Origin of the sequence: Stenotrophomonas sp. CASM101 (assembly GCF_049384845.1) — a bacterium.
GTDB classification, from domain to species: Bacteria; Pseudomonadota; Gammaproteobacteria; order Xanthomonadales; family Xanthomonadaceae; genus Stenotrophomonas; species Stenotrophomonas hibiscicola.
Genome location: NZ_JBMRFR010000005.1, coordinates 227,867 through 250,227, shown reverse-complemented (window position 1 = coordinate 250,227; position 22,361 = coordinate 227,867). Strand labels below are relative to the sequence as shown.

Annotated in this window: 18 protein-coding genes; 10 read left to right on the top strand and 8 right to left on the bottom strand. The window is 68.5% G+C overall.

The genetic code is table 11. The features are described from left to right. Position 1: 1 nt before the first annotated feature. On the top strand, positions 2-2,041 hold the full coding sequence (locus VG543_RS10715; RefSeq protein WP_423179105.1) for an FUSC family protein: 2,040 nt from the start codon (positions 2-4) through the stop codon (positions 2,039-2,041). Between the two features lie 94 nt (positions 2,042-2,135). Then, a complete protein-coding gene (locus VG543_RS10710) occupies positions 2,136-2,534 on the top strand; it encodes a hypothetical protein (RefSeq protein WP_134735988.1) in 399 nt (132 codons plus the stop codon). 308 nt (positions 2,535-2,842) lie between these two features. Here the strand turns inward: VG543_RS10710 and VG543_RS10705 are convergent, their stop codons facing one another. From VG543_RS10705 to recC, 4 genes are all read right to left on the bottom strand, one after another. Then, positions 2,843-3,379 carry a hypothetical protein gene (locus VG543_RS10705; RefSeq protein WP_423179106.1) on the bottom strand — a complete coding sequence of 179 codons (537 nt, stop codon included), beginning with the start codon at positions 3,377-3,379 and terminating at the stop codon, positions 2,843-2,845. A 130-nt stretch (positions 3,380-3,509) separates the two neighbouring features. Continuing rightward, positions 3,510-5,390, bottom strand: coding sequence for an exodeoxyribonuclease V subunit alpha (gene recD, locus VG543_RS10700; protein ID WP_423179107.1), 1,881 nt, complete (start codon positions 5,388-5,390; stop codon positions 3,510-3,512). Then, on the bottom strand, positions 5,387-9,067 hold the full coding sequence (gene recB, locus VG543_RS10695; RefSeq protein WP_423179108.1) for an exodeoxyribonuclease V subunit beta: 3,681 nt from the start codon (positions 9,065-9,067) through the stop codon (positions 5,387-5,389). Before recB ends, recD begins: the two co-directional genes overlap by 4 nt. Beyond that, the gene (recC, locus tag VG543_RS10690) at positions 9,064-12,411 is read right to left on the bottom strand and encodes an exodeoxyribonuclease V subunit gamma (RefSeq protein WP_423179109.1); all 3,348 of its coding nucleotides are present in this window, start codon (positions 12,409-12,411) and stop codon (positions 9,064-9,066) included. Before recC ends, recB begins: the two co-directional genes overlap by 4 nt. A gap of 189 nt (positions 12,412-12,600) precedes the next feature. Here recC and VG543_RS10685 point away from each other — a divergent pair, with 189 nt between their 5' ends. The 6 genes from VG543_RS10685 to VG543_RS10660 are packed head-to-tail and all read left to right on the top strand — an operon-like array spanning position 12,601 to position 16,697. Continuing rightward, positions 12,601-13,389, top strand: coding sequence for an ABC transporter ATP-binding protein (locus tag VG543_RS10685; protein ID WP_423179110.1), 789 nt, complete (start codon positions 12,601-12,603; stop codon positions 13,387-13,389). After that, on the top strand, positions 13,389-14,138 hold the full coding sequence (locus tag VG543_RS10680) for an MlaE family lipid ABC transporter permease subunit (protein ID WP_423179111.1): 750 nt from the start codon (positions 13,389-13,391) through the stop codon (positions 14,136-14,138). The genes VG543_RS10685 and VG543_RS10680 overlap by 1 nt, the downstream gene beginning before the upstream one ends. 59 nt (positions 14,139-14,197) lie before the next feature. Beyond that, positions 14,198-14,722, top strand: coding sequence for an outer membrane lipid asymmetry maintenance protein MlaD (gene mlaD / locus VG543_RS10675; RefSeq protein WP_021203289.1), 525 nt, complete (start codon positions 14,198-14,200; stop codon positions 14,720-14,722). Beyond that, complete coding sequence (locus tag VG543_RS10670) at positions 14,719-15,381, top strand: MlaC/ttg2D family ABC transporter substrate-binding protein (protein WP_021203288.1); 663 nt, start codon at positions 14,719-14,721, stop codon at positions 15,379-15,381. The genes mlaD and VG543_RS10670 overlap by 4 nt, the downstream gene beginning before the upstream one ends. Next, entirely contained in the window at positions 15,371-15,682 is a 312-nt protein-coding gene (locus tag VG543_RS10665) for an STAS domain-containing protein (RefSeq protein WP_021203287.1), read from the top strand. Before VG543_RS10670 ends, VG543_RS10665 begins: the two co-directional genes overlap by 11 nt. Position 15,683: 1 nt before the next feature. Beyond that, complete coding sequence (locus VG543_RS10660) at positions 15,684-16,697, top strand: MlaA family lipoprotein (RefSeq protein WP_111104078.1); 1,014 nt, start codon at positions 15,684-15,686, stop codon at positions 16,695-16,697. A gap of 83 nt (positions 16,698-16,780) precedes the next feature. Here the strand turns inward: VG543_RS10660 and VG543_RS10655 are convergent, their stop codons facing one another. The 3 genes from VG543_RS10655 to rmuC all read right to left on the bottom strand — a co-directional run bounded on the left by VG543_RS10655 (position 16,781) and on the right by rmuC (position 19,475). Further along, the gene (locus VG543_RS10655) at positions 16,781-17,326 is read right to left on the bottom strand and encodes a glutathione peroxidase (protein ID WP_111099196.1); all 546 of its coding nucleotides are present in this window, start codon (positions 17,324-17,326) and stop codon (positions 16,781-16,783) included. A gap of 125 nt (positions 17,327-17,451) precedes the next feature. Further along, positions 17,452-17,847, bottom strand: a complete 396-nt coding sequence (locus tag VG543_RS10650; RefSeq protein ID WP_019658780.1) for a hypothetical protein — start codon at positions 17,845-17,847, stop codon at positions 17,452-17,454. Between the two features lie 71 nt (positions 17,848-17,918). After that, positions 17,919-19,475, bottom strand: coding sequence for a DNA recombination protein RmuC (rmuC, locus tag VG543_RS10645; RefSeq protein ID WP_019658781.1), 1,557 nt, complete (start codon positions 19,473-19,475; stop codon positions 17,919-17,921). A 45-nt stretch (positions 19,476-19,520) separates the two neighbouring features. Between rmuC and VG543_RS10640 the strand changes: the two genes are divergently transcribed. After that, positions 19,521-20,126 (top strand): glutathione S-transferase N-terminal domain-containing protein, encoded by a 606-nt coding sequence (locus VG543_RS10640; protein WP_188250466.1) that lies wholly within the window; start codon positions 19,521-19,523, stop codon positions 20,124-20,126. 153 nt (positions 20,127-20,279) lie between these two features. Here the strand turns inward: VG543_RS10640 and VG543_RS10635 are convergent, their stop codons facing one another. Continuing rightward, positions 20,280-21,287, bottom strand: coding sequence for a zinc-binding alcohol dehydrogenase family protein (locus tag VG543_RS10635; protein ID WP_164145137.1), 1,008 nt, complete (start codon positions 21,285-21,287; stop codon positions 20,280-20,282). Between the two features lie 91 nt (positions 21,288-21,378). Here VG543_RS10635 and VG543_RS10630 point away from each other — a divergent pair, with 91 nt between their 5' ends. Next, entirely contained in the window at positions 21,379-22,350 is a 972-nt protein-coding gene (locus VG543_RS10630) for a LysR substrate-binding domain-containing protein (RefSeq protein WP_423179112.1), read from the top strand. Positions 22,351-22,361 lie beyond the last annotated feature (11 nt).

Genomic DNA, 22,361 nt, shown 5'->3' with positions numbered 1-22,361 from the left:
CATGAACGCGCTGACCGACCGCCAGGCCTGGCTGTTCTCGATCAAGACCTACCTGGCCGCGGTGGCCGCGCTGTACATCGCCATGGCCGGCAACCTGTCGCGCCCGTACTGGGCGATGGGCACGGTCTACATCGTCAGCCAGCCGTTGCTGGGCCCAACCCGTGCCAAGGGCGTGTACCGCATCGTCGGCACCCTGGTGGCCGGCCTGGCCACCCTGCTGGTGCTGCCGGCACTGGTGGAAACGCCGCTGGTGCTGAGCGCGGCAATGTCGATCTGGCTGGCCGGCTGCCTGTTCATGGCCCTGCTCAACCGCGGCCCGCGCGGCTACGCGTTCCTGCTGGCCGGCTACACCACCGCCTTCATCGGCTTCCCCGCAGTGACCTCGCCGGAAACCATCTTCGACACGGTGGTGGCGCGCAGCGAGGAGATCATCCTCGGCACGGTGGTGGCGGTGCTGTTCGCCTCGCTGCTGTTCCCGGCCTCGGTGCGGCCGATGCTGCGCGCCCGCATCGGCAACTGGATGGAGGACGCCGCGCAGTGGTGCCGGCAGATCCTGGAACGTGGCCGTGCACACGCGCCACGCAACCGGTTGGCCGCCGATCTGGTGCAGTTCGAGGCGCTGATCGAATTCCTGCGCCGCGATGATCCACGCCATGCAGGGTCGGCGGTGTCGATGGAGCGCCTGCGCGAGCGCATGCTGCTGCTGTTGCCGGTGCTGTCCTCGATCGCCGACCGCCTGAGTGCGCTGCGCAGCGACGGCCAGGACCTGCCCGAGGGGCTGCCGGCACTGGTCGATGACATCCACGACTGGCTGGATGGCCCGACCAACGCCAGCGAATACGCCCGCCTGCGCGCGCGCATCAGTGCGTTGAAGCCGCAGGTGGACCGCGACCTGCAGCACCTGCAGCTGGCCAGCCTGCTGCTGCGCCTGGAGGAACTGGTGGACCTGTGGCAGGACTGCCGCACCCTGCAGCACGCCATCGACCACGGCACCGCGCCGCTGGACCGCGCGCACTACCGCATCCGCACCGAACGCGTGGCCGCCGACAGGCACGTCGACTACGGCATGGCACTGTTCTCCGCGCTCAGTGCCGGCGTGGCGCTGATGAGCTACTGCGTGCTGTGGATCGCGCTGGGATGGGAAGGCGGCGGCAACGGCGCGATGATGGCCGCGGTGACCGCCGCATTTTTCGCCGCGCAGGACGATCCGGCACCGAGCATGGTGTCGTTCCTGGTGTGGGCGATGGTCGCCTCGGTGGTGGCCGGCGTGTACCTGTTCGGCGTGTTCCCGGCGGTGCACGACTTCGGCCTGCTGGCGCTGGTGCTGGCGGTGGCGTTCCTGCCGCTGGGGCTGATGCTGCACCACCCCAAGAGCGCGCTGTTCGCGCTGCCACTGACCGTGAACCTGGCCGCGCTGCTGAGCCTGCAGAACACCTACAGTGCCAACATCCAGACCTTCCTCAACTCGTCGATCGCGATGTTCATCGGCATTGGCTTTGCAGTGGTGATGACCCGCCTGTTCCGTTCGGTAGGTGCCGAGTGGACCGCACGCCGGCTGGTGCGGCAGGGCTGGACCACGCTGGCCGAAGCCGCCGAAGGACGCGGCCAGCAGGATCGGCAGCGCTTCGCCGCACGCATGCTCGACCTACTGGGCCTGCTCGCCCCGCGCCTGGCGGCGACGCCCGAGGGCAGTGACATCGCCTCGGTGGACATGCTCAACGAGGCGCGCATCGGCCTGAACATCCTGCAGCTGCGCCGTGCACGGCTGGAACTGCCCGAGCGCAGCCGTGAGGCGGTCGAGCACATTCTTGAAGAGATCGCCGTGCACTACCGCCGGCAGATCGCTGCGCGCAAACCGATTGTGGCGGCCGACGCATTGCGCGAGCGGTTGGATACCTCGCTGGGACGGGTCGGCAGCGTGGCCGCCTGCAAGGCGCGCGACGAGGCGCTGATGGGCCTGATCGGGCTGCGCTTTGCGTTGTTCCCGGAGGCGAAGGCGTTGGCGCCGGGATGGGTAGGCGCCGAATCGCCGTCCGTGTAATGCGATCCGCCAGGCGCGGCCCGGCGCTACCATCGTGGCCCGGTAGCGCCGGGCCATGCCCGGCGGCTACTCGCGATCCCCACAGGACGGTTCAATGAGTTACGACATGATGGTGTTCGAGGCCAGCGCGGCCCCGCGCGAAGCGGCGGCCTTCATCGCCTGGTTCGAGAAGCAGACGCAGTGGAACGAGCGCCACGAGTACGACGACCCGGCGGTCAGCAGCCCGGCGCTGCAGGCGTGGTTTGCGGAGATGGCGCAGGACTTCCCGCCGTTGAACGGACCACTGAGCAACGACGATGACGACCGCGCCGAGGTGACCGAGTACAGCATCGGCCGGCAGGTGATCTACGGCGCGTTCGCCTACTCGGTGGCCGAGCGCGCGCACGGGCGGGTGCAGGATCTGGCCGAGAAGCACGGCGTGGGCTTCTTCGACGTGAGTTCGGATGAAGCGGCGATCGTGTTCCCGGATGGGTTGGTGCTGATGCCGGAGTAGGTTTGGCGGCAGGGCTGCGCCCTGCACCTGCCGAATCAACGTCAACGTCAAAAGCGGGTATTCCTTGGGATGGCGGGGTGGGTCCGGTTCAGGGGGACGCTGCAAGTACGTCCATGTAAGCTCGGTCGCCGCATCCATGCGGCTCACGCCCCCTCAACCGGACCCACCCCGCCTTCGACAGTTTCCCGCGATCTGCAGTAGATCCACGCCATGCGTGGATGAACGTCGGAATGATCGAAGTACGCTGTTGTAGAGTCGAGCCATGCTCGACTGCTTTTAGCTGGCGATTCTGGACGTGACTGGAGGGTTCACCGATTCCGGAAAAGCTCCATCGCTTCTTCCATTTCGTCCTTTTCACCGGATACCACAAAGGCCAGCGCCCACGCTGCCGCAGCATTTCCGTGCTCCCGTGCCAGCGCCGTCAGCAGACACGTACTCGTGCTGAAATCGTGCTTCTCCATTACGACGCTACCAGCGAACTTCGCAAGCCGGTGAAGCGCCTCGGAGTACTCGGGTTCAGCGATATCAGGAAGCGCGATACCCGCCTCCCGCCTCTCCATCTCGATGCTAATTGGCAATCCAACGAAGTCAAATGTGAGTGGCTTTGGCTGAAGCAGAAGTGCGTTCACGATATGCGGCACAGCCGCAAACGAGGCGCTGTAGACGTCCCCTTGATGGCACAAGCTGCTCCAAAGTTCCTCCCAGGTGTCTTCAATCGGATCGTCTTCGGATCTTTCGTCTTTCGGAATACTCAGATTCGCCAGCAGCTCCGGAATGTCATCCGCAGCCCCGTAGGCATGCTGTAGTGCGGCCCAGCGAGGGTCATCCAGGGCAATAAGCGCCATGTGCTGGTTCCTGTGTCGTGGGGTAGCAACGCAGGATAGGTAGCGCCGGCGGCGTCATCAAAGGGCAAATGCGACATCGGGGCGATGGGGTCAGAGCCCGTTCCCGATGGGAACGGGATCCGACCCCGATTCAGAACAAGGTGCCCTGTACTGTGGGCTGTTCGATGCGCGCGGGTTGTTCGGCCACCGCTTCCGCACCCAAGCGCCAGGCCAGGCCACCCAACCGGCTGGCGTGGCGTTTCAACGCGGCCTGCAGCACCTCTGCGCTGCCCGCCACATGCAGCACCTGGCGGGCACGGGTCAGGCCGGTGTAGACCAGCTCGCGCGACAGCACGCGGCTGTCCTGGCGTGGCAGCTGCAACCACACTTCATCGAACTCCGAGCCCTGTGCCTTGTGCACGGTCATCGCAAAGGCGCTTTCGTGCGCGGGCAGCGCGGCCGGGTGGAAGGCGCGTGGCTGCTCGACGGTGTCGCCCGGGAACCAGGTCACCATCGCGCCGCTGCCATCGCGCAGGCAGATGCCGATATCGCCGTTGAACAGGCGGTGCCGGTAGCTGTTCTCGGTGACCAGCAGCAGGCGGCCCTGGAAGTAGCCCGGGGTGTTGCCAGCCAGCAGCTGTTCGATGCGGCTGTTGAGCCCGCGCGCACCCTGCGGGCCTTCGCGCAACGCGGTCAGCACGCGCAGGCGCCCGGCCTGCTGCAGGGCAAGCGCTGGATCGGCCGCGTCTGCCAGTGCACGCCAGTGGCCCAGCAGGTGCTCGCGCTGGCCGCGCAATGGATCGGCCTCGCCTTCGTGGAAATGCACACCTGCCAGCGACCCACCGCGCAGCAGCTGCAATGCGGTGCTGCTGTCGCCTTCGCGCACGGCATGCGCCAGCGGTGCCAGATCCAGCGCATCGCTTTGCCGGTAACCACGTTGCAGCTGCACGCGGCGGCCGGCGAAGGCGCGCGGCGTGGCCTGCGGCTGCAACGTGGCCGGTGCCAACAGACCCTGCAGTGCCTGCGCATCATCGGCGCGGGTGCCGATGCCATCACCGCTGGCGCGCAGGATCGCGCTGAGCACATCACCGGCTTCGACCGAGGGCAACTGATCGGGGTCGCCGAGCAGGATCAGCCGCGTGCCACTGGCGATCGCATCGACCAGCTTGGCCATCATCGGCAGATCGATCATCGACGCTTCGTCGACCACCACCACATCCACCGGCAGTGGATTATCAGCGTGGTGGCGGAAGCGCGGTGAATCGGGAATCACGCCGAGCAGGCGGTGCAGGGTGGTGCCGGTACTGGGCAATGCCGCGCACAACGTCGCATCCACTCCTTGTTCCTGCAGCCGTTGCACGGCGACGCGAAGGCTCTCGGCCATGCGCTCGGCAGCGCGACCGGTCGGCGCGGCCAGCGCCACTTCGGGCAGCGGCTGGCCGGCATGCCGGGCCTGCGCCGCCAGCAGCAGCAACAGGCGCGCGATGGTGGTGGTCTTGCCGGTGCCGGGGCCGCCGGTGACCAGTGCCAGCGGATGGCGCAGGGTCACGCCGGCTGCGCGTGCCTGGTGATCTTCACTGTTCAATGCCTGCGGGAACAGCTGCGCGAACAGCGGTACCAGCGCCGCCATGTCCGGCGCCGGCAGCGGATGCCGACCGATGCGCTGCAGACCGGCGGCCAGCTGGCGCTCGTACTCGCGGTAGCGGCGCAGGTAGAGCAGGCCGTTTTCCAGCACCAGCGGCGCATCCTCGGCGATGGCGTCAGCCTGCTCCGGTGTGGCCACCCATGGCGATGCGCGCAGCTGCGCCAGCCAGGCCTGCGCGGAAGGCCACTCGGGCACGCCTTCCAGCAACCGCTGCGGTTGCGCGGGGTCGAATGCGGCGTGGCCCAGCGACACCGCCAGCGAAGCCAGCGCCGCCGCCAGCGCCACGCTCTCGGGCGTGTCGTCGCGCAGCCGCTGCAGGCTGGTCGCCAACGCGTGATCGAGGGTGCGCAGCAGGCCCTTCTGGTGCAGTTCCTTCAGCAGGCTCATGCGCTGGCCCCACGGGCACGTGCGGCCAGTTCGGCCTGGGCCTGTTCGCCACCTGCGAACAGCGCGTCGAGTGCATCCACCAGCGCGAACGGGAAGCGGTCCACATGCACGCCGTTGCCGGCAGCATCCAGGCCGCGGCAGAACAGGTAGCGGATGCCCCCCATGTCGCGCTCGTAATCGTAGGCCGCGCCCAGACGGAAGCGCAGCCAGCGATGCAGGGCCACGGTGTAGATCAGCGCCTGCAGATCGTACTCGCTGTGGCGCATGGCAATGGCCAGCAGGTCCGGGCTGTAGCCGGGCAGGCGGTTGGACTTGTAGTCGAGCACATACCAGCGACCGTCGCGCACGTAGGTCAGGTCGATCATGCCGGTCATCAGCCCTTCCAGGCGGCGGCGCTGGCCGAAGCCTCGACGACCACTGGAAACGCCGTGCGCATGAAGGACCTGCAGCAGCGCCGGCACCGTGGTCGGTTCGATGGCGAAATGGAAGTCGATTTCTGCGCGGCGCTCGCCTTCTCCCAGGCTGTGCAGCGCGCCGCCTTCGGGCAGCGGCACGGTCAGGGTGTGGCCAACCAGCGGCACCAGCACGGCCACGCCGTCGTCCAGATCGACATCGGCATAGCCTTCGTCGTGCAGCGCCTTGCGCAGTACCTCGGCCTGCCCCTCGGGCGCTTCCAGGCCCGGCTGCCAGTCAGCCCATGCAGCAAAGTCGACGTTCTCCATTGCCTCATGCAGCACGTTGCCGAAGCGACTGCCCATGAAGCGCGGATCGAGCGGGGCGTTGTCCTCGGCGGCCGCGGTGGGTTCAGGCAGCGCCGGTTCCAATGGCAGTTCCGGGCCGGCCGGTTCGTCGGCGGCCGGTGCCGGCAGCTCGGTGGCGGCCGCTTCGATATCGCTGCCAACGCCTGCATCTGCGTGGGCCAGCTGGGTAAAGCTGTACACCCACCAGTCGTGCGGCACGCGCCGGGTCAGTGCACGCACGGCTGGAAGCTCACCTTCCACTTCGGCCGCCAGCTGCGGCAGCGTGGCCGGCGCCTCGCTGTCATCGATGTGCACATCGGCGAGCGCGCGCAGCGCCTGCAGGTCACCCAGCAGCGGCGCCAGCCGCGTCTTGCCGAGCCCGGCCAGATCACCCACGGCGATCCACAGCGCATGCTCGGCGCGGGTCAGTCCCACATACAGCAGGCGCGCATCCTCGGCGCGCTGCTCGCGTTCGCGCTGCGCGGTGGCCGCTTCCCAGGCCTCGTCCTTGTCCAGCTTCCAGTGCAGCTGGCGCTGGCCGCCGACGTGCACGGTGCAGTGCGAGGCCGTGTTCGGTGCGCCGCCGTCGATGCCGACGAAGGGCAGGAACACCAGCGGATACTCCAGGCCCTTGCTCTTGTGCAGGGTGATGATCTGCACGCGGCGCGCATCCGATTCCAGGCGCAGCAGCTGCTGCTCGTCATCCTGGTCGGCGCTGGCCATCTGCCCCTGCAACCAGTCCAGCAGCCCGTGCATGCCCAGCGCCTGCGCGGAGGCTTCCTGCAGCAGTTCACCCAGCTGCAGGTAATTGGTGAGGCGGCGCTCGCCATCGATCAGCGCCAGCAGGCGTTCGCCCTGTGCGGCACAGACATCGGCGATCACCGCGAACGGTCCGCCGCGCTGCCAGCGCTCGCGCCAGTGCAGCAGCTGTGCCTGGAACCTGCGTTGCAGGTCGCCGTCGCGTTCCATCGCCGCAATCGCACTTGCGCGCTGGCCGAGCAGTACCGTGGCCAGCGCTGCGCGCAGGCGGCCCTCGTCGGCCGGTTGCAGCAGTGCCAGCAGCAGCGCACGCAGATCACGCGCTTCAGGCGTGGAAAACAGGCTCTGTTTGCCGGCTGCCACTGCCGGAATGCCGACCGCGGCCAGTGCGCGCTGCACCAGGGTGGCCTCGCGATGCGAGCGCACCAGCACCGCGATGTCACCGGGCTGCACCGGGCGCCCACGCAACACGGCATTGCCCGCACGCGCCTCGACCAGGATCTGGTGAATCGCAGCGACGCAGGCCTGGGTCGCCGCATCGCGCGAGGCATCGGCGCTCATCGCCTTGTCACCGCCACTGCGCAGCACGCGCAGGGTGAGCGCCGCGGCGGCATGGCCGTCGCGCTGGTAGTCCGCATCGCTGCGCACGCCACCGGGCCGCACCGGCTCGAACTGGATGTCGCGTTCGAGGAAGGCGTCTTCGCCAGCGTTGTCGTACAGCGCCTGCAGCGCGCGCAGCACAGCGGGTCGCGAGCGGAAGTTCTGGTCCAGTACCGGCGCCTGCTGCGCCACCTGCTTGGCCTTCAGGTAAGTGTGGACATCACCGCCGCGGAAACCGTAGATCGCCTGCTTGGGGTCGCCGATCAGGAACAACGCCGGTGCCAGGCCCAGCTCGCGCACCTCCGGCGAATCGCCGAACACGGTGTGGAAGATGCCCCACTGGCGATCGTCGGTATCCTGGAACTCATCGACCAGCGCGATGCGGTACTGCGCACGCAGCTGCCTGACCAGCGTCAGTCGCTGCGGGCCTTCCAGGGCGAGCGCTACGCCATCGATCAGATCGTCGTAGGTCTGCACCCGGCGGACGCGCTTCAGTGCCTGCAGCCGCTGCGTGGCGTCGGCACGAAGCGCGTGCAGGAAATTCAATGCGGTGGCACGCAACCAGGCATCGCGTTCGGCCAGCAGTGCGACATAGCGCGCCAACGGTGCCTGCAATGGCGACGACGGCGTGCGGTCGGGGAATTTCTTGTTGGTCTTGCTGGCCAACACCTCCGGCAGCAGTGCCGGCAGGCGATCGCCGGCCAGCAGCTCGCGCGGGTCGGCGCGGCCAGCCCAGGCCAGCAGCTGCCGGCCCAGCGGGTGCAGCCAACCCAGCTTATAAGACACGCCGTTGATCCACTTGTTGTCGACGGCATCGCACAGGTCGATGAAGAACTGCTCGCCATGCTCGCGCAGCGCCTGCTGCAGTTCGGCGGCGGTGGCCTGCAATGCTGGGTGTGGATCGGCCAGCGCCACCGGCCGTGGCAACGGGTGCAGAGGCGGCGTAGCCAGCAACGCGCGCAGATCGGCCGCCAGCGCATCCGGGTTGGACCACAGCCAGGTCAGCGGCTCCAGCGTGGCCGGGTCGTTGGCATGCACGCGCCACAGATCGGCCGCGAGCTCCTCCAGCAGCTCACGGTCGCTGGTCAGCAGTTCCGGCGGATCAAAGGTGTGGCCGCTTTCCAGCGCATGCTCGCGCAGCACGCGGGTGCAGAAGCCGTGGATGGTGAAGATGGACGCCAGGTCGATCTCGTCTGCGGCCACCTGCAGGCGGCGTTTCAGTGCGGCGGCGCTCTCGGTGCCGCCCTGCAGATGGCGCTGCAGCACGTCGCGGGTCAATCGCACCTCCGGTGCTTCACCGTCGGCCGCTTCCAGGTCGACCAGGCGCGCGGCCAGCGCCAGGCGCTCGCGGATGCGCTTGCGCAGTTCCTGGGTGGCGGCATCGGTGAAGGTCACCGCCAGGATCTGGCCGATGCGCAGGCCCTGCTCCACCACCAGGCGGGTGAACAGCGTGGCCAGGGTGAAGGTCTTGCCGGTGCCGGCGCTGGCTTCGATGAGGCGGATGCCGTCCAGCGGCAGCGCCAGATAGGGATCGCGGCTGAGGGATTCGATGCCGTCTTCGGCGATGGCGGTGTTCATGCGTTGCCCTCCTGGCGTGCTTCGGTGCCGAGAGCGCGACCTTCGCGCACCGCGCTGAAGACCACCTGGCTGTTGCGCAGCAGGTCGGCGTAGCCGGCATCGGTGGCGAACGGGTCGGCACCGCGCAGCAGCAGCTGCCACGCGTCACTTCTGGATTCCCCCCAGGTGCGGTCACTGCCGTGCCACTGCTTCCAGCCTTCGCTGCGCTGCTTTTCTGCCGGCGCGTTGTACAGCACCCAGCCGGTGTACGGGGCAAAGCGCAGCGGCTCGCGCAGGCCACGCTGGCGCAGCTGCAGCAGCGCACGCAGCGCCGCACGTGCAGCGGGAACGCTCAATGCCGGCAGCACGTGCGGACCGGGACCGGCATCGCCGCCGTCATGGAACTGCACAAGCGGCAGCGCATCGCCCGCCGCGTTCGCCAGCAGCCAGTCCAGGCCGTGGCGGATCACTGCATTGCCATTGAGTGTGCCGGCACGCAGGCGCACCAGCCCTTCGGGATGCCGATCGGCCACGCGGCCATGCAGGCGCACGCCATCGATGTCCACTTCGTAGCGACGGCTTTCCAGTGGTTCGCCCTGCATCCAGCCCAGCAGCGCACTGGCATACGGGCGTGTCTTCAACTGCTCCACCTCGAACTGGCGCTCGCCCAATGGACCTGACGGCAGCAAGCCACGCGCGCGCAACCGCGGGTACAACGGCTCGGCATCGCCGCTGAGCGTGGCGCGTACCACCGCCGCCTGCACACTGCGCTTTTCCGGTCCGCGCGCGGACAGCACCAGCGGTTCCAGGTCATCCACCTCCTCCACCTCGTCGGCCAGGCGCAGGCCCAGCGACTGAGCGAGGAACTGTCCGGCCGGGTCGCACAGGAAACGACGCAGGGTATCGAGTGCGACCTCGTCTTCCACAGCATCGTCGAGCGGCGGCGGCAACGGTGCATCGAACCACGGCTGCAGGTCGCCCCGCTGGCCGCTGAGGCGCCCGGCGGCCGGATGCCACTGGCGGCGATAGCTGAAGCGACGTGGATCGCCATCGCCGAAGGCAGCCGGTGAGAACGGCTGCAGTGCGTGGCGCACGGTGAAATCGCGGACCGCCGCCGGCGGATCGAGGTGATACGCGGCGGCGGCATCGATCAGTTCACTGACCAGCACCGACGGCTCACGTACGCTGCCATCGCGCGGATCGGCGCCGAGATAGCTGAGATAGAACACCTCCTGCGCGGCGGCGAACAGCTGCAGGAACAGGAAGCGGTCATCCTCGCGGGTGGAGCGGTCGCCCGGACGGCGGCGCGGCGTATCCAGCTCGGCGGTGAGCTGGTTGAGACCGGCGGCCGGGTCACGGCGGGGGAAATCGCCATCATTGAGACCGAGCACGCAGATCACCCGGAACGGCAGCAGCCGCATCGGCACCATTCGGCCGAAACTGATGCCACCGGTCAGCAGCGGTGCGCGCGTATCGGCCTCCCCCAGTACGCCGGCGAAGTGCGAACGCACCACCTCCGGCGGCACGCCGTCTTCGAAACCGGCCTTGGCGGCATCGTCGGCGAACTGGTTGAGCAGCTTGCGCAGGCGCTCCAGCGCGCGCTGGCTGTTGGGCGAGCTGGGCGCGGTGGGCAGCAGTGCGTCCAGCAGCGACAGCAGGCGCTGCCGCCACTGCGCCGGGGTCAGCAGCTCGCCGAGGCGTCGCTGGTAGACCGCCAGCACGCGCAACAGGCGCAGCAGCCGGTCCAGCGCGTCCAGCGCGCCGCCTTCCAGTTCGATCCACGGCGCCACGCCGGCCACGTCGGCCTCGCTGCCGGTGGCGTGGCCGAGTACCAGGCGATCCAGCGCGAACTGCCAGGTGTAGGCGTCGTCGGCCGGTGCCTGGTGCTGGTTGCGGTGTCTTGCGTCCAGGCCCCAGCGTGCGCCGGCCTGCTGCAGCCAGCCATGCAGGCGGTCGTAGTCCACCGCTTCCAGCCCGGCCGCTTCGGCCAGCGGGGCGCTGGCCAACAGGTCCAGCACTTCGTTCAGGCCAAAGCGCGAGACCGGCAGGCCCAGCAGATGCACGAACACATCGGCCAGCGGCTCGCCCGCCAGCGGACTGCTGTCGGCCAGCGCATACGGAATGTGCTCCTCCTCGCCGCCGCGACCGCCGAACACTGCTTCCAGGTACGGCACATAGGGATCGATGTCCGGCGCCAGCACCGCGATCTCACGTGCCTGCAGCGGCGGGTCGAAGCGCGGGTCCTGCAGCAGGCTGCGCATCTGGTCGTGCAGTACCTGCAACTCACGCAGGCGGGTGTGGCAGGCGTGTACCTGCAGGCTGGGGTCGTCGCTGCGCAGGCCGTCGCGCAGTTCACCCGAGGGCAGCGCGCGACGATGGAACAGGTCACGCTGCAGGCGATGCAGCAGGCTGTCGGACAGGCCACCTTCGTCCAGGCTTGGCCCGGTGTCCTCCTCCGGATCGGAATAGGCGGCGATTTCGCCGGCCGGATGCACCACCTCGTAACTGCCCAGCACCGCCATGAAGTCGCGCCCGGCCGCACCCCACGCTTCCAGCAGCCGGTTCTCGCCGGCCGCTTCACCGAAGGGATCCGGTGCGCCACTGCGCAGGCGCTCGGCCAGCGTCTGCAGGTCGCCCCAGTACGACTGCACCGGGGTGGGCATGTAGAAGTGCAGCTCGCCCACCCGGGCCTGGGTGGCCATCACCCGCAGCACGTCAGGCGAGATGTTGAGCGTTGCGAACGCAGACATGCGCGGCGGCAGGCCTTGCGGCAGCGGCTGGCCGGCGCCTTCGAAGCGGTCCAGGTACTCCTGGATGCGGCGGGCGCGGTAGTCGCGGCCGCGGGTGATGGTGCGCCACAGGATCGCCTGCGGGTCGGCCGGATCGGCACCGGCTGCCCAGCGCAGCAGCCAGTCGCGGCGCCAGGCCTGGTACTTCTCGAACACCGAGGCCAGCTCGCCGGCCAGCGCCCACGGTTTCAATGCGTCATCGCCGGCAAGATAGGACTGCAGCGCGCGCATCGGCGGCTGCGCCAGCAGCGCCGGGTCGCGCAGTGCCTGATACAGCTTCCAGTGCAGGCCGGCCGCGTCCAGATCGTCCTGCTCGCCGCTGACGTTGGCCTTGAGCGCCCGCGCCACGAACTCGCCGGGGGTCAGGAACTGGAGGTTGGCGGCGACGCCGAATTCCGCGGCCAGTGTCGCCTGCAGCCAGCGCCGCATCGCCACCTGCGGGATCAGCACCACTTCCGGCGCCAGCAGCGGTTGGCCCTGCACCGGCACACGCACGTTGCGCGCCAGCAGCGCGGCCAGCACGTCCAGGGAATTGGAATGGTAGAGGCGGAAATCGCTGCCCGGGTCACTCATCATGCACAGTGTGCAGCACGGCAGGCAGTATTCAATGGTTGGCCCGCCAGCGGTACGGATTGTTCCGGGCCGTCGGCCGATTGTCCCGGCCTACGCGAGGCCTTGCCGTGCAACAATACTGGACCGTCCAGTCTGCTTATGTTCAGCCGACGGGCCCGATCCTTCGATGTCTAAAAAACGTTAATGGTGCCCATGTCGGCTTCCACCTCCAGTCTGGTGCAGTTATCCAACGTCCGCATCGACCGGAGCGGGCGCACGATCCTGCGCGACGTGTCGCTGCAGGTGCCTAGGGGCAGCATCACTGCCGTGCTCGGTCCGTCCGGCAGCGGCAAGTCGACCCTGCTGGCGGCACTGACCGGCGAACTGCGCCCGGTCGCCGGCGAGGTCACCCTGTTCGGCAAGCCGATCCCGCATGACAGCGGCGCACTGCTGGAAATGCGCAAGAGCGTGGGCGTGCTGCTGCAGGGCAATGGCCTGCTGACCGACCTCACTGTGGCCGAAAACGTCGCCCTGCCGCTGCGCACGCACACCCGCCTGCCGACCGCCGTGCTGCGCCGCCTGGTGGAAATGAAGCTGCATGCGGTGGGCCTGCTGGCCGCCGCCGATGCCTGGCCGCGCGAGCTGTCCGGCGGCATGGCGCGCCGTGTGGCGCTGGCCCGTGCGCTGGCGCTGGACCCGCCGCTGATGATCTACGACGAGCCGCTGACCGGGCTGGATCCGATCGCCTCCGGGGTGATCATGAACCTGATCCAGCGTCTCAACCACAGCCTGGGCCTGACCAGCATCATCGTCAGCCACCACGTGCACGAGACCCTGCCGATCTGCGACCAGGTGATCGCGATTGCCAATGGCGGCATCGTGTTCCAGGGCACGCCCGAGGCGCTGCAGTCCAGCCAGGACCCGCTGCTGCGGCAGTTCCTGCATGGCCAGCCCGATGGCCCCATCCCGTTCGATGCCGCGCCGCGCGCGAGGGTCGCCTGATGCCGTTCGTCCAAACCACCCGCTCGCTGGGCCGCGCCGGCCTGTTCTCGCTGACCGTTTTGCGCGGTTCGCTGCCCACGCGTGATTTCCTTGCCGAGCTGACCCGCGAGATCTACAAGATCGGCGCGCGCTCGCTGCCCATCATCGCCGTCGGCGGTGCCTTTGTCGGCCTGGTGCTGACGCTGCAGGGCTACCGCACGCTGACCACCTTCGGTGCGGCCGACGCGCTGTCGACCCTGCTCGGCCTGTCGCTGTATCGCGAGCTGGCACCGGTGCTGACCGCGCTGCTGTTCATCGGCCGCGCCGGCAGCTCGATCGCGGCCGAACTGGGCCTGATGCGTGCCACCGACCAGATCAAGGCGCTGGAGCTGATGGCGATCGACCCGGTGGCCAAGGCGGTAGCGCCGCGCTTCTGGGCGGCGGTGCTGACCGTGCCGCTGCTGACCGGCATCTTCTGCTCGCTGGCGATCAGCGCCAGCTACTTCGAAGCGGTGCATGTGCTGGGCCTGGACAATGGCGTGTTCTGGTCGGCACTGCGCAACAGCGTCGATTTCTGGGACGACTTCGGCGTGGCGATGCTGAAGTCGGCGATCTTCGGCGGCACTGCCGCGCTGGTGGCCGCCTATGTTGGTTTCCACGCCGAGCCGACCATTGAAGGCACTTCGGTGGCGACCACCCGTGCGGTGGTCAACGCCTCGCTGCTGGTGCTGATGTTCAACTTCGTGCTGTCGGCAATGTTGTTCACCTAACCCCTCCACCGGCGGTGCGCAGGCGCGCGCGGCCACCACGACTCGATCAGGTAATCCACATGGCCATCCGCGGTCCCAGACTTGAATTCTCTGTCGGCGCCTTCCTGCTGCTGGCTCTGGCCTCGTTGCTGGTGCTGGCCGTGGCCTCGACCAACCAGCGCTGGAGCTGGGGCAGTGAGGGCTATGACCTGAAGGCGCGCTTCTCCCAGGTCGGCCAGCTGCGCAAGCAGGCGCCGGTGAAGATCGGCGGCGTGACCGTCGGCCAGGTCGCTTCGATCGACCTGGACCCGGTGAAGTTCGAATCCATCGTGACGCTGCGCATGGACAGCAAGGTCAAGGACCTGCCGGCGGACACCTCGGCCGGCATCTTCACCAGTGGTTTGCTCGGCGAGAGCTATATCGGTCTGCAGCCGGGCGGTGACCCGGACGTGCTGAAGGCCGGCGACGAGATCGTCTTCACCCAGCCGGCCGTGGACCTGATCCAGCTGGTCGGCAAGTACATGTTCAGTGGCGGCGCCGGTGGCGGCACTGCTCAAAAGCCCAACGATGGCGCGCAGGCGCCTGCAACGGAACCGCAACCATGAAAATGAAACTGATCCCGGCCCTGCTCGCCTCGGCGCTGCTGGCAGCCACCCCGTTCCTGGCCCAGGCCCAGGCCGCCGCACCTGCCGCTGCCGCAACGCAGAGCCAGGCCGGCAAGGTGGTGATCGATGCCAGCAGCCGCATCCTGTCCACGCTGCAGCAGCGCAAGAGCGAGTTCACCAGCAACCCGGCCAGCCTGCGCAGCTACATCGACAGCGAACTGACCCGCACCTTCGACCGCGACTACGCCGCGCGTCTGGTGCTGGGCCCGCACGCCCGCGGTGCTTCCGACGCCGACATCAAGCTGTTCGCCGATGCGATGGCCGACAGCCTGATGCAGCGCTACGGCTCGACCCTGCTCAACATCCAGGGCAAGCCAAGCTTCCGCCTGAAGGGTGAAAGCCCGCTGCCGGGCAATCGTGGCGTGCGTGTCAGCACCGAACTGGTGCGCGCCGGCAACGAGCCGACTCCGGTCGAGTACTGGATGCGCAACGTGAACGGCCAGTGGAAGATCTTCGACGTCAACATTGAAGGCATTTCCTACGTGCAGACCTTCCGCAACCAGTTCGATACCCCGCTGCGCCAGAAGGGCATCAAGCAGGTGGCCAGCGAACTGCACAGCGGCAGCATGCAGGCCGGGCCCGCGGGCAATGGCAAGTAACGCACTGGCACTGCTGGAAGGCGACACCCTGCGCCTGCGCGGGGTGCTCGACCGTGCCGCGGTGATCTCGCTGTGGCCGCAGCTGCAGGCCCTGCCGGCAAAGCTGTCACGGCTGGAGCTGGGCGAGGTGGACCGCGTGGACAGCGCCGGCCTGGCGCTGCTGGCCGAGCTGGCGGCACGCGCGCGCAGGAGCGGTCACCCACTGGTCGTCTCCGGCGCGCCGGCCGGCTACAACGAGCTGAGCGCAGCCTACCGGCTGTCGCCCGATCTGGATTTCAACGCTACTTCTGCTGCGAGCTGACATGAACGTCGTACGCACTCTCCCCTTGATCGTCCTGGCCGCCGCGCTGACCGCCTGCGCCGGCAAGCCCGCACGCAGCGATGCACCGGCAGCCAGTACCGTGGTCCCGGCCAGCACCGTCGCCGAGGCCTCCGCCCCCACCGCCGATACCGCTACGATTGATGCCGCGCCGGCCGCAGCCGTGGTTGCCGCCCCTGCACCGGCCACGCCACCCTCCGTACCGGCCCGCGGCGCCGACACCGATGCGGCCAGGGCCGCAGCGGCGACCGCCCCCGGTGGTGATGACGACTTCGATGCCCTCTATGGCGGCAGCGGCAACACCGGCAGTGCGGCAGCCTACGACCCATGGGAACCGTTCAACCGCAAGGTGCACAAGTTCAACAACGCGGTCGACCGCGGCATTGCCCGTCCGCTGGCCACGGCCTACACCCACGTAGTGCCGCGCTTCGCCCGCACCGGCGTCAGCAACTTCTTCAGCAACCTGCGGGCACCGGTGACCATCACCAACCAGCTGCTGCAGGGCCGCGGTGCCGATGCCTGGGACAGCCTCGGCCGCTTTCTGATGAACAGCACGCTGGGCATCGGTGGCCTGTTCGATCCGGCCAGCAAGGCGATGGTGCCGCGCCGCAATGAAGACTTCGGCCAGACCCTGGGTGCGTGGGGCTGGCGGCGTTCGCGCTACGTGGAACTGCCGTTCTTCGGCCCGCGCACCGTACGCGATGTATTCGGCCTGGCCGGTGACATTCCGCTGTCGCCGATCCGCCGCATCGAGGAGGACAAGGTCCGCATCGGCCTGCAGGGCCTGCAGCTGGTGGATACCCGCGCGCAGCTGCTGGCGGTCGACGACCTGCGTGACACCGCCGTGGACGAGTACTCGCTGGTCCGCGATGCGTGGATGCAGCGCCGCAACTACCAGATCGAGAACGATCTGCGCAGCAAGCGCGACCGTGGCCACGACGATGCCAATTCGCCGATCCCGGTCGATGCGATGCCGATGCCGCAGTGGACGCACTGAGTCCAGCCTGCAGCGCATGAAAAACCCCGCTTCGGCGGGGTTTTTCTTTCCGGCAGATGCCAACCTCGGTTGGCACGCTTTCCTCAAGCCGCCAGCGCGGCCTCGATGGCGTCGCGCAGGCGCGCGTCATCGGCAGCCACGTCCGGGGCGAAGCGCGCGATGACCTTGCCGTCGCGGCCAACCAGGAACTTCTCGAAGTTCCACAGCACCGCCGGTGCTGCGTGGATCGGAATCTCCTTGCTCGCCAGGCGCTCACGCAGCGGGCCTTCGCCGATCGACTGCGGCTGGGCGGCGGTCAGCTGCTGGTACAGCGGGTGGGTGTCGTCACCGGCCACGCTGATCTTGGAGAACATCGGGAAACTGACGTCGTAGGTGAGCTGGCAGAACTGCTGGATCTCCGCCTCGCTGCCCGGCTCCTGGCCGAGGAAGTTGTTGGCGGGGAAGCCCAGCACTTCCAGGCCCTGCGCGTGCTTTTCCGCATACAGCGCCTGCAGGCCTTCGTACTGCGGAGTGAGGCCGCACTTGGAGGCGACGTTGACCAGCAGCAGCACCTTGCCCTGGTAGTCGGCAAGCGAGGACGGCTGGCCGTCGATGGTGGTGAGGGAAATGTCCTGGATCGGGGTGCTCACGTGGGGCTCCGGCAACAACGGGAAATGGCCCACCAGCATAGCGCTGTGCGCGCGGTTGTAGAGCCGAGCCTACGCTCGGCTGCTGTGGCATCAGCCGAGCGTGGGCTCGGCTCTACAGGCAGGATTCAATCCACGCAGATCGTGCCCTGCGCCTTGCCGTCATCAATGCGCTGGCGGCAACCGAAGTTCTGGCGCACGTCGCGCTGGCAGGTACCGGTGACGGCACTGCCGGCGGCCACGTCGCCCGTGGCCAGGCACTGGCCGCTGCAGTCGCTCTTGCGGCTGCAGGCCTTGCCGGCGTCGGCATAGGGAATCACGCACTGCTCGCGCTGCAGCCGGCCGAGCCGCTGCAGGGTGCCACCGGCGGCCTGGCAGTCCACGTCGCGCGCTTCGCGGTACGCCTCGTCCGCTTCGGGGGTGCTGGAGGCGGCCTGCGTGGTCGTGTCCACGGTCGTTGGCGTGCTGCTGCAGGCGGCGAGCAGCGCGGTCAGGACAAGGCTGGTGAAGCGGGGCAGGCGCATGGCGGTACCTGGTCGAAGCGGACAGGCCGCCAGCATACCCATCGGCGATGCAGGCGGCGTGTCAGTGTGGCTCAGGCCTCGTCGCCCTCGCCGTCACTGCCTTCCTCCTCGGCCACCGCATCACCCTCGGCCAGGTCGCCGAGCAGCGACTGCGCCTGTTCGGACGCCAGCGACTCCACGCCACGCAGGCGGCGTTCGATGGTACGGGTCTTGCGGCTGGCCTCCCCGATGCTGCGGCCAACGGTAGTGATCTGCTTCTCGGCCTTTTCCAGGATGCCGGCGAACTTCCCGAACTCGCTCTTGACCGCACCCAGCAGGCCCCACACTTCGCTGGATCGCTTTTCAATGGCCAGGGTGCGGAAGCCCATCTGCAGGCTGTTGAGCAACGCGGTGACCGTGGTCGGTCCGGCCACCACCACACGGTGCTCGCGCTGCAGCAGGTCGACCAGGCCCGGGCGCCGGATCACCTCGGCATACAGGCCTTCGGTGGGCAGGAACATCACCGCGAAGTCCGTGGTGTGCGGTGGCACGATGTACTTGTCGCAGATCGACTTGGCCTGCACGCGCACCGCGCGCTCCAGCTGGATGCCCTGCAGGCGCACGCCCTCGGCATCGCCCTGTTCCTGTGCGTCCAGCAGGCGCTCGTAATCCTCGCGCGGGAACTTGGAGTCGATCGGCAGCCACACTGGCGTGTCGTCGCTGCTGCGGCCCGGCAGGCGCACGGCGATATCGACCATCTCGCCACTATCCGGGCGCACCCTCACCGCACGCGCGTACTGCTCCTGGGTGAGTGTCTGCTCGAGGATGTTCTCCAGCTGCACTTCGCCCCAGCTGCCGCGGTTCTTGACGTTGGTCAGCACGCGCTTGAGGTCGCCCACGCCGGTGGCCAGCTGCTGCATCTCGCCGAGGCCACGCTGCACCTGTTCCAGGCGCTCGGAGACCAGCTTGAAGGAGTTGCCCAGCCGCGTTTCCAGCGTCGACTGCAGCTTCTCGTCCACGGTGTGGCGCATCTGCTCCAGCTTCTGGGCGTTGTCGTTCTGCAGCGCGCGCAGCTGTTCCTCCAGCGTGGCACGCATCTCGGCGATGCGCTGCTCGTTGCGCTGGGTCAGTTCCTGCAGGCGCAGGCCCAGACTGTCGGTCAGGCGCTGCTGCGACTGCGCGCCCTCCTCGCGGCCCTTGCGTGCATCGTCCACCAGGGTCTGGCGCAGCGCCCCGAGCTGGGTATCGGTACGCGCAGTGAGCTCCTGCAGCTGCTGGCCAAACGCATGGATGCGTGCCTCCTGCTGCTGGCCGAAGGTCTCCAGCTGGCCGCGCAGTTCCTGCAGCCGCTGCCCCATCAACGCTGCGCCGCGCTGCTGGCTGTCGGCCACTTCAGCGCGGGCTTTGCGGGCATCTTCGCCCAGCGCTTCGCGCAGCAGGTCCAGGCGCTGGTCGGTGCGGGTGGACAGATCGGTCAGCGCGCGGGCGAAGCCATCGAGCTGTTCGCGCAGTTCGCTGCGCCCGGCGCGGGCCTCCTCGCGCACGGCCTGTTCCAGGCGGTCATGCGGCGGACGGCGCAGCAGGGCGACCAGTTGCAGGATGAGCACGGCCAATAGAAGGCCGGCAATGAGCAGGTATTCGGTTTGCATGGGGCAAGTGTAGGCTGGCCGAGTCTCAGCTGCTGCGTCAGGACCATGCCCGCTCTATACGGAAAGCCCACGTCCATCAACGTGCGCAAGGTACTGTGGCTGTGCGCGGGGCTGGATCTGCCCCTGCATCACGAGCCGGCCCCCCCGCCGGACCTGCTGGCCACGCTGAACCCCAACCGGCAGGTGCCGGTGCTGCGCGATGGCGACTTCGTACTGTGGGAATCCAACAGCATCTGCCGCTACCTTGCCGCGCGCGCCGGACGCGAGGATCTGCTGCCACGTGCGGCGCAGGCCCGTGCGCGGGTGGAGCAGTGGATGGACTGGCAGGCCAGCGATCTCAACAGTGCCTGGCGCCACGTGTTCATGGCGCGCGTGCGCCAGCATCCGGACTATCCGGACGATGCCCGCGCCGAGGCCAGCCTGGCGCAGTGGAACCGGCTGATGGGTGTGCTTGAAGCCCAGCTGGCCGCCACCGATGCCTATGTGGCGGGCAGCACCTTCACCCTTGCAGATATCGTGCTGGGGCTGTCGACCCAACGCTGGCGCAGCACGCCGGGCAGCAAGCCCGCGCTGCCCCACCTCGTCGCATGGTTCGAGCGCCTGCGAGAGCAGCCCGGTTTCGCCGAACACGTCGACAACGGCGTGGCGTGAGCGGTGGCTCCCGCAGCTGTTGGTAGGTGTCGACCCCGGTCGACACGGCTGATCCACGCCATGTGTGGATGAAGCTCCGTAGAGCCGAGCCTATGCTCGGCTGACGCCCACGCGCGAACGGCAGCCGAGCGTGGGCTCGGCTCTACAGGAGCCTTACCAGCCTTCCAGCACGATCTTGCCCTTGGCGCGATGGCTCTCCAGCAGCGCATGGGCACGGCGCAGGTTGGCCGCGTCGATGCGCCCGAAGTGCTCGCCCAGCGTGGTCTGCAGCACGCCGGCATCGATCAGCTCGGCCACCCGGTTCAACAGGTCGTGCTGGCGCTGCATGTCCGCCGTCCGGTACAGCGGGCGGGTGAACATCGATTCCCAGTGCAGTGACAACGCCTTGCGCTTGAGCGCCATCACATCCACCTGGCCCGGGTCATCGATCAGGCCGAACTGCCCTTGCGGCGCCAGCAGCTCCACGATCTGCGCGTAGTGCTGGTCGGAATGGGTCAGGCTGGCCACGTGCTGCACCTCGCTGATGCCCAGCCGCGCCAGGCCCTCGGCCAGTGGCAGGCGGTGGTCGATCACATGGTGGGCGCCCATCGCATACACCCAGTCCTGGGTCTCCGGGCGCGAGGCGGTGCCGATCACGGTCAGCCTGGTGAGCTTCCGCGCCAACTGCACCAGGATCGAGCCGACACCACCGGCAGCGCCGATCACCAGCAGGGTCTGGCCTTCGCCCCCGTCCTCGGGAATGCGCAGGCGGTCGAACAGCAGCTCCCAGGCGGTGATCGCGGTCAGCGGCAGTGCGGCGGCAGCGGCGTCATCGAGGCTGGCCGGCTTGCGGCCGACGCTGCGTTCGTCCACCAACTGGTACTGGGCATTGCTGCCCGGGCGATCGATGACGCCAGCGTAGTAGACCGCATCGCCGGGCTGGAACAGGGTCACCTCGCTGCCCACCGCATCGACGATGCCGACCGCATCCCAGCCCAGCACGCGCGGGCCGTCGGTGGCCACGCCTCGGCGGACCTTGGTGTCGACGGGGTTCACCGCCACTGCGCGCACCGCCACGCGCAGGTCGCGCGGGCCGGGCTGCGGCAACTCCAGTTCGAGGTCGATCAGGGCCTGGGGATCATCGATCGGCAGGCCGGCTTGGGTGTAGGCAATGGCGCGCATGGCAGCGGTCCAGTGGGGGAGGAGGCGACAGGTTGCGCCGCGCGCGGTCCCTCGGAAAGGCGCAGAATCGGGCAGCACTTTCACTCTGGCGATGAAGATGATCCGTTTCGACGATCTGCAGCTGTTCGTCCGCACTGCTGCGCTGGGCAGCTTTTCGCAAGCGGCCCGCGAGGCCGACCTGCTGCCGGGGCAGGTCGCCGCGGCGGTGGCGCGGCTGGAACGCGAGCTGGACCTGCGCCTGTTCGTGCGCACCACCCGCAGCCTGCGCCTGACCGGCGAGGGCGCGCTGTACCTGCCCTACGCACAGGACGTGCTGGCCACCCTGCGCGAGGGCCAGGCGCGCGTGCAGGCCGAGGACGCCGAACTGCACGGCACCCTGCAGCTGTCGGCGCCGTCGGACTTGGGCCGCAACCTGCTGCTGCCCTGGCTGAGCGCGTTCCGCGCGGCCCATCCCCGGCTGCGCCTGCACCTGCGCCTGTCCGATGAAGTGGCCGATGTGTTCCGCGACCCGGTCGACGTGGCCATCCGCATCGGCCACTTCGACGACGCCAACTACGTCGCCCTGCCCCTGCTGCAAGGCAATCGGCGCGTACTGGCGACCTCGCCCGATTACCTGCAGCGACGGGGCACGCCGGTGCGCCTGGACGAACTGCGTGAGCACGATTGCCTGGTCTACCAGCTCAGCGGTCGTGCCTACGATCGCTGGTCTTTCGACGTCGATGGGCGTCGTACCGTGGTTGCCGTGCGCGGCCCCCTGGTCTGCGACGACGCCGATGTTGTAAGGCGCTGGGCCGTGGCCGGCGAAGGCATCACCTACAAGTCCTGGCTGGACCTGCGCGAGGACGTGCTGGCCGGGCGCCTGCAGCTGCTGCTGGGTGGTGTCGGCAGCGACATCCCGTTGCAGCTGGTGTGCCCGCACCGCAAGCAGTTCTCACCCGCGGTGCGGCAGCTGCACGCGCAGCTGCGCCAGCACCTGCAACCGCTGCTGTCTGGCATGCCGGTTGGCCCCACCGGCCCCCTGTCCTCCGCCGTGGTGCTGGCCGACAATGGCGGCCCCGCGTAAGAGAGAACACC

Excerpts from the sequence above, each read along its gene's own strand:
- VG543_RS10635 (WP_164145137.1), bottom strand. The coding sequence starts at position 21,287 with ATGCGCGCCATTGCCTACACCCAAGCCGGCCTGCCGATCGATGATCCC.
- mlaD (WP_021203289.1), top strand. The coding sequence starts at position 14,198 with ATGGCCATCCGCGGTCCCAGACTTGAATTCTCTGTCGGCGCCTTCCTG.
- VG543_RS10670 (WP_021203288.1), top strand. The coding sequence starts at position 14,719 with ATGAAAATGAAACTGATCCCGGCCCTGCTCGCCTCGGCGCTGCTGGCA.
- VG543_RS10710 (WP_134735988.1), top strand. The coding sequence starts at position 2,136 with ATGAGTTACGACATGATGGTGTTCGAGGCCAGCGCGGCCCCGCGCGAA.
- VG543_RS10665 (WP_021203287.1), top strand. The coding sequence starts at position 15,371 with ATGGCAAGTAACGCACTGGCACTGCTGGAAGGCGACACCCTGCGCCTG.
- recC (WP_423179109.1), bottom strand. The coding sequence starts at position 12,411 with ATGATGAGTGACCCGGGCAGCGATTTCCGCCTCTACCATTCCAATTCC.
- recB (WP_423179108.1), bottom strand. The coding sequence starts at position 9,067 with ATGAACACCGCCATCGCCGAAGACGGCATCGAATCCCTCAGCCGCGAT.
- VG543_RS10680 (WP_423179111.1), top strand. The coding sequence starts at position 13,389 with ATGCCGTTCGTCCAAACCACCCGCTCGCTGGGCCGCGCCGGCCTGTTC.
- VG543_RS10650 (WP_019658780.1), bottom strand. The coding sequence starts at position 17,847 with ATGCGCCTGCCCCGCTTCACCAGCCTTGTCCTGACCGCGCTGCTCGCC.
- VG543_RS10715 (WP_423179105.1), top strand. The coding sequence starts at position 2 with ATGAACGCGCTGACCGACCGCCAGGCCTGGCTGTTCTCGATCAAGACC.
- recD (WP_423179107.1), bottom strand. The coding sequence starts at position 5,390 with ATGAGCCTGCTGAAGGAACTGCACCAGAAGGGCCTGCTGCGCACCCTC.
- rmuC (WP_019658781.1), bottom strand. The coding sequence starts at position 19,475 with ATGCAAACCGAATACCTGCTCATTGCCGGCCTTCTATTGGCCGTGCTC.
- VG543_RS10685 (WP_423179110.1), top strand. The coding sequence starts at position 12,601 with ATGTCGGCTTCCACCTCCAGTCTGGTGCAGTTATCCAACGTCCGCATC.
- VG543_RS10705 (WP_423179106.1), bottom strand. The coding sequence starts at position 3,379 with ATGGCGCTTATTGCCCTGGATGACCCTCGCTGGGCCGCACTACAGCAT.
- VG543_RS10630 (WP_423179112.1), top strand. The coding sequence starts at position 21,379 with ATGAAGATGATCCGTTTCGACGATCTGCAGCTGTTCGTCCGCACTGCT.
- VG543_RS10640 (WP_188250466.1), top strand. The coding sequence starts at position 19,521 with ATGCCCGCTCTATACGGAAAGCCCACGTCCATCAACGTGCGCAAGGTA.
- VG543_RS10660 (WP_111104078.1), top strand. The coding sequence starts at position 15,684 with ATGAACGTCGTACGCACTCTCCCCTTGATCGTCCTGGCCGCCGCGCTG.